Genomic DNA, 15,112 nt, shown 5'->3' with positions numbered 1-15,112 from the left:
ATGCTAACACTGGACTCAGCCAAGGCACTGCCATTTCAATTAACACCAAATGTTAATTTCTTCGACAACTCATCAGCAGCCTTCGTCACTAATTTGATTAACATAGGTGCATTATTGGTGTTAATTCTTGAACTAAGCCCGGCAATGCTGACAGCAAATTCAACCTTTCCCGAAGGTGATTTTACTGGTGCTGCAATGGCTGTGACGCCCACGTTCATTTCATCCTTGTTAAACGTATAACCCTGCTTCTTAATCAAAGCCAAACGTTCTTTAAATAAAATGGGATCCGTAATCGTAGAAGATTTAGGAGAGTATAATGGCAACCCTTGTGCAATCACACGATCAATCTCGGCCTCAGACTGATAGGCCAGGATGACTTGTCCGGTGCTGGTGCAGTGGGCCGGATGTTTTTTCCCAACGTGTGTACGTACATTGACATAGTTCGAGCATTCAAACATTTGCAAGTAGATCGATTGGTTTCCCTCTAATATAGAAAGATGAACGGTTTCCCCAGTATCTTGGACTAATTTTTCCAGAATAGGAGGAGAGATTTCATAGATATCAAAGGAAGTCAGGACATAGTGCCCCAATTCTAATAGGGATGAAGCTAAACGAAAGCTTTTTGTCAAAGGATCCCTTACAATAAACCCTTCATGCATTAACGTATTGGTGAGCCGATATACGGTACTGACTCCAACATCCAGTTCATCAGCTAAATCTGTTAAGGTCCATTCCGGTTCATCCATTGTAAACAAATCTAATAGTTTAAGAGCATTGACCATGGAAGAAACAGAACTCTTTTCATTGCTGCCCATATTAAAATTCCCCTTCATATCGTAATGATTCCATGTAACCTAGTTTGGCTGATATTTTCTTGCCTGTTTTAATAATCTCCTCCACGCATTGTGGAATGAGATCCTCTCCAATTCGAAGTCTGGGAGCCGAAACGCTGACGGAGGCTATGACTTTTCCTGTATAATTCTTGATTGGTGCCGCAATAGATACAACATCCTCGTGCATTTCATCGATACATACACAATATTCATCTTGTTTGATTTGTTTTAACTGTTGTACCAAAACATTAGGGTCTGTCACACTGTTTGGCCCTCTTTTTGGCAGTCCTGCTTGAATGACCTGGTCTACGATTTCACTAGGCTGGAAAGCTAATAGGAGTTTTCCAGGTGCTGAACATGTTGGAGGACGATGGTGTCCGACATGTGAGAGTAAGCGAATGGTCTGTTTGGATTCTACTTTTAGGATATAAATGAGATGTGTTCCATCAAGTGTAGATACATGTGCATTTTCATTCAATTTATTTACTAAGCATTTTAAAGGATCGAATGCTTCCCTGTGTAATTCCAGCTGGGACATGATCACACCTGTTAAGCCTAAAATCGATAATCCAACGGTATACTTTCTGCCGACTTTTCTTATATAGCCCTCACTTATAAGATCATTCATTAACCGACTGACCGTGCTTTTCGGAAGTTCCAGTTCTCTGGAAATTTCCGTTATCCCTAAAATTAAATTTTCCTTAGAAAAAAGTTTTAATATTTGCAGCCCATTTTGAACAGATTGCAGAATCGATTTGTTTTCAATAGTCGATGTCATGGTATCTCCCTCGGAAATTTTTCAAATGTTCCACATAGAAGTAAAGTAATCTATTATTCGGAATATTAATATTATACATTATAAGCATTGTAAGCACTACCAAAATAATAGAAAGCAGCTATTTTAATAGAATAGAAAGGGGAGTATCCAAATACTAGTCGTTATTATACCGATAATCGCTATATAAAATTCAAAAAAATTCATTTTTTCCACATAGCGAAATAATAAAATTGTTATTGGAATCAAAAGGTATTATTATACAAATGCAAAAATTTAAAAACAGAAAAGTATGTGTTTTCTGAAAACAAAAGAGGAGGAGAAAAAAATGCGTAGTATTGTTGCGCCGGATATTGTGTCTGGAAGTAAATTTAACCGTTTTCATTTAATGGTCTTTCTTTGGTGTTTCTATGCAATAGCTTTTGATGGCTTTGATATTGCGATGTATGGGGTAGGGCTACCATGGATGATGGAGGAGTTACATTTAACTCCGATTCAGGCAGGAGCAGTTGGAAGTTATTCTTTATTCGGTATGATGTTAGGTGCATTGATCCTAGCGCCCATTGCAGACAGATATGGCCGCAAAAAGGTTCTAGTCATTTGTATGCTATTATTCAGTATTTTTACCTTAGGAGCCGGACTAGCACCTAATCTTACATGGTTTACCATTATGCGTTGTCTATCTGCAATTGGAATGGGTGCATTAATGCCTAACGTTATTTCTTTAATGACAGAGTATACACCTCTAAAAAGTCGGGCAATGATCGTGGCTGCTATGTATTGCGGTTATTCACTCGGCGGAATTTTAGCTTCTTTAATTGGTATGTATATTGTTCCAGTAGTTGATGATTGGAGAGTCCTTTATTATATTGGGGCATTGCCATTAATCACTATTCCATTCTTTATCAAGCAATTTCCTGAATCGATTTCATTTCATATGGCTCGAAAAAATAAGGCAAAAATTATTGAAATTCTTAATAAGGTTCATCCTGAAGGAAATTATAGTGAAAAAGATGATTTTCAAGTTGCGGCAATTGAAAAAGGTGCGAATAAATCACCAGTGGCCAAACTATTTACAGAAAACCGTGCATTCAGTACCATCAGTATTTGGGCAGCAGTATTCTGTACATTGATGATGGCTTACGGCTTGAATACATGGCTTCCAAAAATGATGCAAGAAACTGGATTTAGTATCACTTCCAGCTTATCTTTTAACTTAGTATTGTGTATTGGTCAGATTGTTGGTTCTTTACTTGGCGGTTATTATGCAGAAAAAGTGGGTCACCGTAAAGTTCTTGTTACGATGTTCTTCATTGGCGCAGTTACATTTGTTGCATTAAGCATGACAAGTAATGTGTTTGGACTTTACATCCTGATTTGCCTAGGAGGTGCATGTACAGTTGGTGCGATGAACTTAGCCAATCCATACATTACGGAATACTACCCACGTGACATTCGTGCAACAGGAATGGGTTATTCACAAGCAATAGGCCGTATTGGTTCCATTCTCGCCCCAACCCTAATTGCGATGATCCTTGCAACAGGAATTTCTCCAAACGCAGCATTTGCTATGTTTGCTATACCTAGTATCATTGCTGCAATTGGATATATTCTAGTGAAAGAGAAGTACGGTTCATTTGATAGAATGGCCCAAGACCATATCAACCAAGGAACCACCCAAGTAAGAAATGTCATAGAAAAAGCATAACAAATATAATAGAAGAAACTGATTCGAGGTGGGTCGTGGGGACAGGCACCGCGACCCAGTATGGTTGTGAAAAAACGGGTTGAGAAATATCCCGGTTTTTCACAGCATTTTACGCAATAACCAGTATTCCGGACCTATAATCGGCTTGTAATTCTCATCTACATCACAGGGGTTTTCGCAAACTGTTTTGATTTTTTCTGTAAAACCCAACCTCGTATATAAACGAACATTCGCTTCGTGATCCTTTTCAACGCCAATCGTTACATACCCAAAATTCAACTCGCCTAATCTTTCAAAAACATGGTTCATCAACATCGTTCCGAGCCCTTTGCCTCGCATGATTTCTTCGATTTGGAATCCATAAAGATAAGCAGTTGTCTTCCCATCAGCAAAATCATAATCCTCCAGACACTTGAATAGGTATAATTCGCCGATTAGTCTGGCATGATGTTCGATTGCCCAAAATTCAGCATTTCCATTCTTGATATGCTCCGAAAAAAAGTCAGAGGTATAAAATTTAAACCAAAGTGCTAACATCTCATCGATGGTTGCTTGCCTGATAATCATATTAAATCACCTTAATTTCATCAGAATTTACAAAAAATAGGTGCTTCTTCTTTTTCTATTACTATTAATTATAGTATATTAAATTATAGAGCAAGAATGAATGAACAATACTAGGGACAGTCCGCGAACGATGAAGCTGTTCCTGTGTCTGCTTGGGACGACGGACCTGTCTCTGCGGTCCGCTGAAATGCGGAAAAAACATATTTAATTTCTACACTGTGTAGGTGTAAAAGACAAGTTGTAAGTATTATAGTTATAATGCAGAAAATTACAAATATTGATTAGGGTTTGGATGACCTTTTTTAGTATAGAAAAATTCATTAAAGGCGCATGAGAGAGAGAGGGGAAGAGGATGTTAGATTTAATGAAAAAATCACCGCCCATTTTAAAAGAAGTGGCAAAAGATATCTATTTAATATCCATTCCTATTCCGGTAATGGAGCAGATTAATTGTTATTTATTTCGCGGAGAAAAAGGCTTTACGCTGATTGATACTGGTCTTTATACATCAGAAGGAATGGCTATTTGGGAAGATCTAATATCATCAGGGATTAAGATAGAAAAAGTCGTGCTGACTCATTTCCATATTGATCATATTGGCTTTGCGAGATGGTTTCAGGAAAAGCAACAAGTGCCTGTTTTTATCTCAAGCCACGGATATGAGGAGATGAAAAAAAGGCGAAAAGGAGATTACTCCGATTGGGCTATTGAATTATTTCAAGAACACGATGGTCTTCAGTTATTTAAAACAGCGATAGAAGAACAGATAGCCATAGAAGAGCAGATGATGTACGCTTATGAATTTGAACCGGATGGTTTATTCGATGAAAACCAATATATTTTGTTAGGAAACGAAATATATGAAACGATCTGGACACCAGGGCATTCCGCAGACCACTTTTGTTTTTATAACCATGAACGACAGCTAATGGTTATAGGTGATCATATAGTGGAACACTTCTCTCCACTTATATTACTTGAGTCTTCGACCGATTTAAACCCTTTAATGAGTTACTATGATTCATTAGAAAAAATGAAGGACTATTCGATTAACCTTGCGCTTCCTGGACATGGAAACCTTTTTGAAAATGTAAATAAAAGAATAGAAGATATTCAATCAGGCCACCATTATCGTATGAAGCAAATACTAGAATCCCTTAAAGATGAGGAAAAAACCGCAGGCCAAATGACCCAGGAGATATATAAAAACGCTAGCAACATCGCATTCGGTCCAATCATGTCCACGATCATAAGATGTATCTATCTAGAATCCATTGGAAAGCTACAATCAGAATGCATAAACGGAAAACGATTATACAAGAAGGTCGATGGGGCCTCGGCCAAGTAAATAGTGGAACAAAGTGGGCCAGAGGGACAGGCACCGCGACCCAAAAGATTGAGTTAAAAATGGGTCAAGGGACTGTCCCTTTTTTGCTCCCTTAAAAATTTTAATGAATTGTCATATAAAAGAACATTCTACTTTTATATGATAAAAATAAGGTGGTATATTCAAATAAACAATTCATAGTTATAAAAATTTTTTGATTATTAAAAAATGAGATTGTTTGATTGAAGGGATTACCTGTTATACGAAATAATATTCTGTCTATTGGACAGTTTGTCGCAGGTTGGAGATTCTGCAGATACTCCTCCAGCACATGGTTTGCGGAATCCATACTACATGAGAGTAAACATACTAATGAAGCACAAGGAACAATCATTATAGGAGGGGATTATGATGGAACAAACCTTTCATTTAGCAGCTGAGCTGGAAAATTTTTTAAAAAGGAATATGAATTTTTATACGGAAGAGTGGGTTGAGTTTTTAAAAAAGAATAAAAGCCACATGATCTCTTACCTGATAGAAAACGGGGATATAGATTACCTGAAAGAAAACTGTCATCCATTTATTCAGATTGTGGTCGAAAATATTAGTAGCTTAAAAGTGGATGTTATCATGGATGCTGCCCGAGAATATTGTGTGAAGAATGTAAAAACGGATTTTCCGATTCATTTGATGTGGGAGCTTTTCCAATCATCGAGAGGTTTTATTTGGAATGCGATCAAAGCTTTTCACAATGAAACCGGCAGCACCCTTTCCCTCGAGGAACTCTTTACGTTAGAACGTAATGTAAACGATATCATTGACTTTTATATTGATTCCTACACGGCTTACTATACCAACCACAAAGATGAATTGTTAAAAAGGCATCGTAAAACGGTGGATGAACTGTTAGTCCCCATTATTCCGATTACGCAAAGTGTCTGTATTCTTCCGTTAGTAGGGACGATTGATACCTCCCGTGCTAAAAAAATCCGTGAAAAAACGCTTCAACGTATAATGGAACTACATGCACAACAATTAATTATTGATGTATCAGGTGTACCATTCGTTGATACTGCGGTTGTTAATCATTTGTTTAAAATCGTGAAAGGAATTAAATTGTTAGGCTGCTCAGCCATCCTAACCGGAATCAGCCCGGATATAGCTAACACGATGATTGAACTGGGCATTGATGTCGATAATGAATTAATAGCAAGAGCCGATCTTCAGCAAGCCTTACAGGATCTTCAGTCGTTTTTTAAAACTGTAGAGAATGTTGGATAAATGGAAAAAGCAAGTCTAGTGAACAATGCATAGAAGGGGGCGCTCTATTATGTATGCTCCTTCTTTTGGTTGTTGTTTTTTAAGAAAAGAGGGTTCATTCTGACTGAGGCAAGGTAAAAATTCCTGGATCTGTTAGAATAAGAGCCTCATTGTGATAAGCATGATTCTGTTCTAGAGCAGTTTCCATTTAGATTTGGTCACTCCCGAACTGCGCTTACGGTTTCAGTAGGGGGTAAAGAATGAGCTTTGCCCTTGAAATCCCCAACTGGGTCGACGGACCTGTCCCCTCATCCCAATTTCGTAAAAATAAAAATATTGACAAAATATTTAGGGATAGTTATATTTTAATTGTTAACCAAAATAAAATTAAAGTTAACATATAGAGTGAGCGTTATTTGATTGTGACGTTCAATAAAGGATGGTTGAAACAATTGCAAGAGGAAGTCTTTTATAGTGTTAGAATGAGAGCTTCAAAGAATGGTCCTCATGAAAAGGGTGGAAAGCATATATCAGGCGGGGAACAGCTGTCGACATATGCAAACTTAAAACATTCCGTAAATACCTTGTTGGAAAAAGCGATATCCCATTCAAGAGGGAATCCAGATTTTATGCAAATTCAGTTTGAAATGATTGATAAACCAATAAAAAAAATACAACCCTTGCCGATGGGAACACACGAAGTGGGATCTGTTGAAGAGGGGCAGTCAGTGGCTCGAAGTCTTTTACAAAAGGCAGGAGTCCCAGCCGAAATGATTGAAAAGGCATACGAACAAGTGACTGAATATTCAGACCTAAGGGGTGCGATTCTATTTGATATTCGCTCCGGTTCACGAATCGATGACCGCCAACAAAAAGGCGTTCGGGTTTCGCGAATGGACTGGTTAACCACAAACTTTGAAAAATGGGCTGACCATTACCAGATGCCACGCAGTCCAAGAGTAAAGGAGGCGCTGGTACTTGCCACGAAGGTAAGTACGCATCCCGCAACCGTCGCGGAATTATGCTGGTCAGATGACCCCGAATATATAACAGGTTATGTCGCCAGCAAACAATTAGGCTATCAGCGGATTACGAAGCTAAAAGAATATGGAGATGAACGCGGCTGCCGCATCTTTTTTGTCGATGGCTTAAGCGATCGACATTCATACATAGACTACCTAGAAAAGCAGCCACTATTTGTTCAATGGGGGGAAGATGAGTGACACACGAATTAATCGAAAAAAGCAAGAAGTATCTTTGGCTACCGTTCACGCAGATGAAAGATTACGATGAAAATCCGATCATCATTGAAAGCGGCAATGGCATAAAGGTCAGAGACGTTGATGGCAAGGAATATTATGATGGATTTTCTGCTCTATGGCTTAATGTCCATGGCCACCGAAAAAAAGAATTGGACGAAGCGATTAAGAAGCAGCTTGATAAAATCGCTCATTCCACCTTACTTGGGATGACCAATGTTCCGGCAACAGAGCTTGCTGAAAAACTAATTGAAATCAGTCCTGAAAAGCTGACACGCGTCTTTTATTCAGACAGCGGAGCAGAGGCGATGGAAATTGCGCTAAAGATGGGTTATCAATATTGGATGAACATCGGCAGACCGGAGAAGCAAAAATTTATAGCGATGAAAAATGGCTATCATGGTGATACGATTGGAGCCGTTAGTATTGGGTCCATTGATCTTTACCATCAAGTGTACGGTCCATTAATGTTTGAAAGCTTTAAAGCACCGATTCCGGATGTCTATCACTCCAATAGTGGTGATCCTGACCAGTGCCGCGATGAATGTTTAGCGATTCTTGAACAGCTGCTGAGTGAACACCATCAGGAAATTGCAGCGCTGACGATTGAATCCATGATTCAAGGGGCCGGCGGTATGATTGTTATGCCGGAAGGATTTTTGTCAGGTGTTCGCGAGCTTTGTACCAAATATGATGTCTTAATGATTGTCGATGAGGTGGCCGCTGGCTTTGGCCGTACAGGTAAAATGTTTGCCTGTGAGCATGAAGGCGTTCAGCCTGATTTAATGGCTATAGGAAAAGGAATTACCGGAGGCTATTTGCCAATTGCTGCTACCTTAACAACAGAAGACATCTACCAAGCCTTTTATGACGACTACGACAAGTTAAAAACCTTGTTCCACGGTCATTCGTATACGGGGAACCAGCTTGGATGTGCCGTTGCCTTAGAAAATTTACGCTTATTTGAAAAGGAAAACCTTGTAGAAGAAGTAGCGAAAAAGTCAGAGTATCTCCAATCATTGTTGGAAGAGCTGAAATCGCTTCCTCATGTTGGCGACATTAGACAGCTTGGTTTTATGTGTGGAATCGAGCTTGTTTACGACAAGGAAACGAAGGAACCTTTTCCTGCTAGCAAACGAGTAGGCTACCACGCTACGTTAAAAATGAGAGAGCTTGGCATGCTAACGAGACCGCTTGGCGATGTCATCGTCTTTATGCCTCCGCATGTAAGTACAAGGGAGGAACTGAAAGCAATGGTTTCGATCATGAAAGAAGCGATCATAGACGTCACAAATGGGGTGACAGGTGTTGGTGCTCGATAATTGGTTAAACCAAAGATTAGAAAAAACAAAAGAAGCCGGCTTGTATCGGAAGTTCCGCACCATGAACACAGCTCCGCTTCCTGAGATGGTGATTGATGGTCGGAAGCAGATCGTTTTTTCCGCCAATAATTATTTAGGGCTTGCAAATGACGAGCGCTTAATTTATGCAGCAGAAACCGTCCTTCATGAATTTGGGGTTGGAAGCAGCGGCTCAAGGCTGACGACAGGCCACACCGATTGGCATCAAAAGCTTGAGGAAAAAATTGCCCGTTTTAAAAGAACGCAGGCAGCGCTCCTGTTTTCCAGCGGATTTTTAGCAAATGTAGGTGTCCTTTCTTCTTTACCTGAAAAAGGCGATGTGATCCTAAGCGACCAATACAATCATGCCAGCATTATTGACGGCTGCAGGCTCTCAAAAGCAGATACCGTGGTGTATAACCATATCGATATGAAAGATCTTGAAGAAAAATTGAAAGAAGCACTTTCATATAACCGGCGTTTTATTGTAACAGATGGCGTGTATAGTATGGATGGGACGATTGCCCCGCTTGATCAGATAATGGGATTGGCGAAGCAATATGATGCCTATGTGATTGTGGATGATGCACACGCTACCGGCGTTTTGGGAGAGCGTGGCGGGGGAACAAGTGAATATTTCGGTGTTCATCCTGATGTCGTCATTGGAACGTTGAGTAAAGCCGTTGGAACGGAAGGCGGCTTTGTTGCAGGATCGACAGCGTTGATTGACTTTCTGCTCAATCATGCGAGAACGTTTATTTTTCAAACAGCCATGCCACCGTCCATCTGTGCAGCTTCTTATGCTGCCCTGGAAATCATTGAAGAAAGCAAGGAAAAACGTCAGCTGTTATTTTCCAATATAAAAAAGGTGAAAAATAGTTTAATAGAGATGGGTTATACGGTGAAGGGAGATCTAACCCCGATTATTCCTGTAATCATCGGAGATTCCCAGGATGCTGTTCGTTTTGCAGAAAGGCTGCAGGAAAATGGAATCTACGCACCTGCAATCCGTCCACCAACCGTACCAAACGGAGAGAGCCGGATTCGGCTAACCGTGAATTCTGACCACAGCTCAGAACAAATCAATTACTTATTGGAGTGCTTTCATTCCATTGGAAAAGAGTTGAACATGATTTGATGAAGGGATTTTTTATAACTGGAACAGATACAGATGTCGGGAAAACGATTATATCTAGCGGCCTTGCAGCTGTTTTAAAAGAAAAGAATGTAGATGTTGGTGTATTTAAGCCATTGTTAAGCGGCATTGTCCGAGAAGATCATGCAAGTGATACAAGCTTGCTGAAGGAGCTGTCTCAAACGTCTTTATCCCATGAAGACATTACGCCTTTTCAATTTAAAGAACCGCTTGCTCCATATGTGGCTGCGAAGCTGGAAGGGAAGCTTGTTGGGCTGGAAGACGTATTAAGTCATTGGGGAAAAATTAGAGACAAACATGAATGTTTCATCGTTGAAGGTGCCGGTGGTATTTCCGTGCCATTAGGTGAAGGATTCTTAGTGAGTGACCTGGTTAAAGCGCTGCAGCTGCCCATTGTGATTGTAGCCAGACCCAACCTTGGGACGTTTAATCATATTTTTCTAACCGTTCAATATGCAAAAAGTGTCGGCCTTTCCATTGCCGGGATTGTGATCAATGGAATCAGTGATGATCCTGACATTGCGGAAAGAACAAATCCAGAATTAATTGAAGAGTTTTGTCAGGTTCCTATATTAGGAATTACACCCAAACTAAAAGACATCGCAAAAGAGAACATCAAAAAAATGGTAGAGGATCACATTAATGTGAATTTACTAATAAATCAATTGGAGGAAGTTAAATGAATAAATGGCTGGAACTTGCAGATGGAGTATTAGAAGGAAAAGAATTAACAAATGAACAGGCTCTTTCTATTTTAGAATGTCCAGATGATGATGTCCTATTGCTGATGCATGCGGCTTTTAAAATTAGAAAGCACTATTATGGGAAAAAAGTAAAGTTTAATATGATCATCAATACAAAATCCGGGTTATGTCCGGAAAACTGCGGCTATTGCTCGCAATCTTCTATTTCGAATGCACCGATTGATGCTTACAAAATGGTAGACAAGGATACCATTCTTGCAGGAGCCAAGCGCGCCTATGATTTAAATGTTGGAACGTACTGTATTGTTGCCAGCGGCAGAGGACCGTCTAATAAAGAAATCGATCATGTGGTGGATGCTGTAAAAGAAATAAAGGAAACTTATGGATTGAAAGTTTGTGCCTGTCTTGGGATTTTAAAACCAGAGCAAGCGCAGCGTCTGAAAGAAGTTGGAGTCGATCGCTATAATCATAATATCAATACATCTGCGAGCAATCATGCAAACATCACGACTTCCCATACATACGATGATCGCGTTGGTACGGTGGAGACGGTAAAAGAAGCAGGCATGTCTCCATGTTCAGGTGTCATTGTCGGGATGAGAGAGACAAGACAAGATGTAGTCGATATGGCAAATAGTTTAAAAGCACTTGATGCAGATTCCATTCCGGTAAACTTCCTTCATGCCATTGATGGTACGCCGCTGCAAGGAGTAAAGGAACTAAATCCACTTTATTGCTTGAAAGTTTTAGCGCTGTTCCGTTTTATCAATCCAACAAAGGAAATCCGCGTTTCCGGCGGACGTGAAGTTAACCTAGGTTCCCTGCAGCCGCTAGCACTATATGCAGCCAACTCCATCTTCGTTGGTGACTACCTAACAACAGCAGGCCAAGACGAAACCGAAGACCAAAAAATGCTTCGCGACTTAGGCTTCGAAGTAGAATCAGTAGAAGAAATGAAGGCCAGCCTAGCAGCGGAATAATGGAACGGGGGACAGGCACCCCGACCCATTGGGTCGCAGTGCCTATCCCCTCGAACCCAATATGAAAGGAGGGCTAACATGACAACGATTTTATCTCAATCCAAACCGATTTCCTTTACGACTTCAGAGTTTTTTCAAAATCCCTATCCATTTTATGAAAAGCTTCGATCCTATCACCCTATCTATCGGGGGAATCTATTAAAAAATCCTGGGTGGTACATAACAGGGTATCAGGAAGTGCTAACGATTCTAAAAGATACTCGCTTTCAAAATCGTATGCCTCTGCCGCAGACTTCAAAAAAATATGAGCAGCTCAAAAACATCCAAAATAATATGATGGTTTTCAAAAACCAGCCTGACCATAAGCGGTTACGTTTTCTGGTTAGTAATGTTTTTACCCCAAGAATGGTGGAACGTCTTCGTCCTGACATCCAAGAAACGGTAAACGATTTGCTTCAACAAGTTACCCATCAGAAATCAATGGATGTGATCTCTGATTTTGCTTTTCCTTTAGCAAGTCTCGTCATCGCGAAAATAGTAGGAGTTCCCAAGGAAGATCTGCAGCAATTTAGAGAATGGACAGTAAGCTTAATCCAAACCATTGATTTTACCCGTTCGAGAAAAGTTTTAGACAATGGAAATCAGATTACCATAATACTAAGGAATTATTTTAAAGAGTTGATCACGAAAAGGAAAGAAAATCCGGAAGATGACCTGATCAGCCGATTAATAAAAGAGGAACAAGAAGGGGATCGGTTAACAGACGAGGAATTACTTGCAACATGTATCTTGATTGTTATCGCCGGTCATGAAACAACAGTGAATCTGATCAGCAATTCAATCCTTACCTTATTAAACCATCCACATCAGATGAAGCTGTTAAAAGAAAACCCAACGCTGATTGAACAGGCTGTAGAAGAATTTTTGCGCTACGAAAGCCCAACCCAAATGCTTGCCCGGGTTGCATCTGAGGATATTGAAATCAATCAGACATTGATTAAAAAGGGTGAACAGGTCTATCTTCTTTTGGGTGCAGCGAACCGAGATCCGAGCCAATTTGCTGATGCACATGTACTTGATCTCACTAGAAACCCGAATCCTCATCTTGCATTTGGACATGGCACACATTTTTGTCTAGGTGCTCCGTTGGCACGGTTGGAAGCACAAATTGCGATTCAAACCTTCCTACAACAGATCGACCATCCAAAGCTGCTATCTTCCGACCTCTCATGGCGAAAATTAATAGGATTTCGCTCGTTGAACGAACTCCAAATTATCTTTTAGGAAGCAGGGGGACGGTTCTTGTGCTTCATTTTGTGGAACATTTAATTAAACAAACGTTTGATTAAATAGGAAGCCCTTTCCAAAGAAAATACACAGGTCCCGCTTCCTAGTTAAAAATAATTCGAGAAATGAGAATCAAAATATACATTGAGATATGTCCAAATATAAAAATAAAAAAGGAAAACTTTGCGGGAAACAAAATCCCTACAGAGTTTTCCTTTTTTTGGTGGGACAACGGTCCTGCGTTTCCTTAAACATTATTAATACGTCAGAACTAAGCAGCTGTCTCTTTTCAATATTTTTTTATTGACTTCGATAACGGTGAACACTATTGTATTAAATAGCGCTCCAAATATAGGGCAAAAATTGATATTTTTTCAGTAAAGGGAAGTGGGATGGAGAATGAAGCAATACAATACACGCGCCATCATGGCGTCGTTACTTATCTGCGGTTTCGTTGGTATGTTCAGTGAGACGGCTCTCAATATTGCAATCAGTAACTTAATGGACGTGTTCCAAATTTCAGCTGCGACAGCACAGTGGCTGACTACGGGGTTCCTGCTTACTCTTGGTATTCTGATGCCTTTGACTGGGTTGCTTTTACAATGGTTTACAACGAGGCAATTGTTTATCGGATCACTTGTGAGTTCAATCATCGGTACGTTGATTGCTGCGGTTGCGTTTAATTTCGAAATGCTGATGGTAGCTCGTGTTCTACAGGCGGCCGGCATGGGATTGCTTCTTCCGCTCATGTTTAATACAATCCTCGTCGTGTATCCACCGGAGAAACGCGGGGCGGCAATGGGGTTTGTGGGACTCGTTATTATGTTCGCACCTGCAACCGGTCCGACTGTTGCAGGCCTTCTAATCGAATATTTAACATGGCATTATATCTTTTGGTTATCTCTTCCATTTTTGGTCATTGGTCTGTTAGTAGGGCTTAAGTATTTGGAAAATGTCACCGATATCACGAAGCCCCGAATCGATCTATTGTCCGTTGTATTATCAACCATTGGCTTTGGCGGTATCGTCTTCGGTTTCAGCAAGGCTGGCGAAGGAGCGGAAGGCCTAACGAACACAGTCGTGATTACTTCGATTATCATCGGGGTGGTTGCACTCGTTTTGTTTACTCTTCGGCAGATATTTATGCGCGAACCGATGATGGACCTGCGCGTCCTCAAGTATCCAATGTATAATGTGGGGCTTCTTATGGTACTATCGTGTATGATGATTATCTTGTCAAGCATGATTATTCTTCCAATGTTCCTTCAGAACGGCATGGGACTGTCCGCGTTCGCCGCCGGACTTATGTTGTTGCCGGGCAGCGCGCTGAACGGCATTCTATCGCCGCGCATGGGACGTTTGTTCGACAGGTATGGACCGAAGTGGCTTGTTATTCCCGGCTTGGTCGTGGTTGCGGCCATGTTATGGTTTTTCTCCAACATTTCACCGGAGTCTTCTATTGCTATTATTGTTTTATTGCATATCGGACTCATGGTCGGCATCTCCATGGTTTGGATGCCGGCGCAGACGAACGGACTGAACCAGCTGCCATCCGAACTATACCCACACGGAACAGCAGTGATGAACACACTGCAGCAAGTCGCAGGAGCGGTTGGCACAGCAGTTGCGATCATCATACTTACGAGAGGTATGGAGAATTATTTGCATAACTCTCCTGCTCCGAGTATGCAGACAGAGATGGCTAATGCGATGACGTTTGGTTCACAACACGTGTTTTTGTTCGCCATGATCGTGACGCTAATCGGCTTAGCCATAGCCTTCTTCATCCGTCGTGTTATTGTAAACCACACTTCAATGAATTCGATGCATTGATGTTCAAAAGGGAGTCTTTGGACTCCCTTTTCTTATTACTTTCGTAAAGTTGTAGATATTTACGATGGCTGTGTATGGCAGCC

Annotated in this window: 13 protein-coding genes; 10 read left to right on the top strand and 3 right to left on the bottom strand. The window is 40.6% G+C overall.

The genetic code is table 11. The features are described 5' to 3' along the window. Positions 1–35 precede the first annotated feature (35 nt). Together R4Z09_RS28370 and R4Z09_RS28365 are read right to left on the bottom strand one after the other, a co-directional pair. On the bottom strand, positions 36–815 hold the full coding sequence (locus tag R4Z09_RS28370) for an IclR family transcriptional regulator (protein WP_338450009.1): 780 nt from the start codon (positions 813–815) through the stop codon (positions 36–38). A gap of 1 nt (position 816) precedes the next feature. After that, the gene (locus R4Z09_RS28365) at positions 817–1,611 is read right to left on the bottom strand and encodes an IclR family transcriptional regulator (RefSeq protein WP_338450008.1); all 795 of its coding nucleotides are present in this window, start codon (positions 1,609–1,611) and stop codon (positions 817–819) included. Positions 1,612–1,936: 325 nt separating this feature from the next. On the opposite strand from R4Z09_RS28365, the gene R4Z09_RS28360 reads away from it, so the two are divergent. Next, positions 1,937–3,316, top strand: coding sequence for an aromatic acid/H+ symport family MFS transporter (locus R4Z09_RS28360; protein WP_338450007.1), 1,380 nt, complete (start codon positions 1,937–1,939; stop codon positions 3,314–3,316). A 99-nt stretch (positions 3,317–3,415) separates the two neighbouring features. Here the strand turns inward: R4Z09_RS28360 and R4Z09_RS28355 are convergent, their stop codons facing one another. Beyond that, complete coding sequence (locus R4Z09_RS28355; RefSeq protein ID WP_338450006.1) at positions 3,416–3,883, bottom strand: GNAT family N-acetyltransferase; 468 nt, start codon at positions 3,881–3,883, stop codon at positions 3,416–3,418. A 352-nt stretch (positions 3,884–4,235) separates the two neighbouring features. On the opposite strand from R4Z09_RS28355, the gene R4Z09_RS28350 reads away from it, so the two are divergent. The 9 genes from R4Z09_RS28350 (at position 4,236) to R4Z09_RS28310 (ending at position 15,029) form a co-directional block, all read left to right on the top strand. Then, a complete protein-coding gene (locus tag R4Z09_RS28350; protein WP_338450005.1) occupies positions 4,236–5,231 on the top strand; it encodes an MBL fold metallo-hydrolase in 996 nt (331 codons plus the stop codon). A gap of 387 nt (positions 5,232–5,618) precedes the next feature. Next, the gene (locus R4Z09_RS28345; protein ID WP_338450004.1) at positions 5,619–6,491 is read left to right on the top strand and encodes an STAS domain-containing protein; all 873 of its coding nucleotides are present in this window, start codon (positions 5,619–5,621) and stop codon (positions 6,489–6,491) included. Between the two features lie 431 nt (positions 6,492–6,922). Beyond that, positions 6,923–7,693, top strand: a complete 771-nt coding sequence (bioW, locus tag R4Z09_RS28340; RefSeq protein ID WP_338450003.1) for a 6-carboxyhexanoate--CoA ligase — start codon at positions 6,923–6,925, stop codon at positions 7,691–7,693. After that, positions 7,690–9,051, top strand: coding sequence for an adenosylmethionine--8-amino-7-oxononanoate transaminase (bioA, locus tag R4Z09_RS28335; protein WP_338450002.1), 1,362 nt, complete (start codon positions 7,690–7,692; stop codon positions 9,049–9,051). The genes bioW and bioA overlap by 4 nt, the downstream gene beginning before the upstream one ends. Beyond that, complete coding sequence (gene bioF / locus R4Z09_RS28330) at positions 9,038–10,207, top strand: 8-amino-7-oxononanoate synthase (RefSeq protein WP_338450001.1); 1,170 nt, start codon at positions 9,038–9,040, stop codon at positions 10,205–10,207. The genes bioA and bioF overlap by 14 nt, the downstream gene beginning before the upstream one ends. Continuing rightward, positions 10,207–10,908, top strand: a complete 702-nt coding sequence (gene bioD / locus R4Z09_RS28325) for a dethiobiotin synthase (RefSeq protein ID WP_338453381.1) — start codon at positions 10,207–10,209, stop codon at positions 10,906–10,908. The genes bioF and bioD overlap by 1 nt, the downstream gene beginning before the upstream one ends. Continuing rightward, positions 10,905–11,909: a biotin synthase BioB gene (gene bioB, locus R4Z09_RS28320; RefSeq protein WP_338450000.1), complete on the top strand. Its 1,005-nt coding sequence runs from the start codon at positions 10,905–10,907 to the stop codon at positions 11,907–11,909. Before bioD ends, bioB begins: the two co-directional genes overlap by 4 nt. A 78-nt stretch (positions 11,910–11,987) precedes the next feature. Continuing rightward, on the top strand, positions 11,988–13,193 hold the full coding sequence (locus R4Z09_RS28315) for a cytochrome P450 (RefSeq protein WP_338449999.1): 1,206 nt from the start codon (positions 11,988–11,990) through the stop codon (positions 13,191–13,193). Positions 13,194–13,595: 402 nt separating this feature from the next. After that, complete coding sequence (locus R4Z09_RS28310; RefSeq protein WP_338449998.1) at positions 13,596–15,029, top strand: DHA2 family efflux MFS transporter permease subunit; 1,434 nt, start codon at positions 13,596–13,598, stop codon at positions 15,027–15,029. The last annotated feature ends 83 nt before the right edge of the window (positions 15,030–15,112 follow it).

This window comes from Niallia oryzisoli (assembly GCF_036670025.1).
Classification (GTDB): domain Bacteria; phylum Bacillota; class Bacilli; order Bacillales; family Cytobacillaceae; genus Bacillus_BD; species Bacillus_BD oryzisoli.
The sequence above is the reverse complement of the archived record's forward strand: the minus strand, read 5'-3'. Positions and strand labels throughout refer to the sequence as shown.

Bases quoted from the DNA above. Each gene is read 5' to 3' on its own strand.
- R4Z09_RS28370 (WP_338450009.1), bottom strand. From the start codon at position 815: ATGGGCAGCAATGAAAAGAGTTCTGTTTCTTCCATGGTCAATGCTCTT.
- R4Z09_RS28365 (WP_338450008.1), bottom strand. From the start codon at position 1,611: ATGACATCGACTATTGAAAACAAATCGATTCTGCAATCTGTTCAAAAT.
- R4Z09_RS28360 (WP_338450007.1), top strand. From the start codon at position 1,937: ATGCGTAGTATTGTTGCGCCGGATATTGTGTCTGGAAGTAAATTTAAC.
- R4Z09_RS28355 (WP_338450006.1), bottom strand. From the start codon at position 3,883: ATGATTATCAGGCAAGCAACCATCGATGAGATGTTAGCACTTTGGTTT.
- R4Z09_RS28350 (WP_338450005.1), top strand. From the start codon at position 4,236: ATGTTAGATTTAATGAAAAAATCACCGCCCATTTTAAAAGAAGTGGCA.
- R4Z09_RS28345 (WP_338450004.1), top strand. From the start codon at position 5,619: ATGATGGAACAAACCTTTCATTTAGCAGCTGAGCTGGAAAATTTTTTA.
- bioD (WP_338453381.1), top strand. From the start codon at position 10,207: ATGAAGGGATTTTTTATAACTGGAACAGATACAGATGTCGGGAAAACG.
- bioB (WP_338450000.1), top strand. From the start codon at position 10,905: ATGAATAAATGGCTGGAACTTGCAGATGGAGTATTAGAAGGAAAAGAA.
- R4Z09_RS28315 (WP_338449999.1), top strand. From the start codon at position 11,988: ATGACAACGATTTTATCTCAATCCAAACCGATTTCCTTTACGACTTCA.
- R4Z09_RS28310 (WP_338449998.1), top strand. From the start codon at position 13,596: ATGAAGCAATACAATACACGCGCCATCATGGCGTCGTTACTTATCTGC.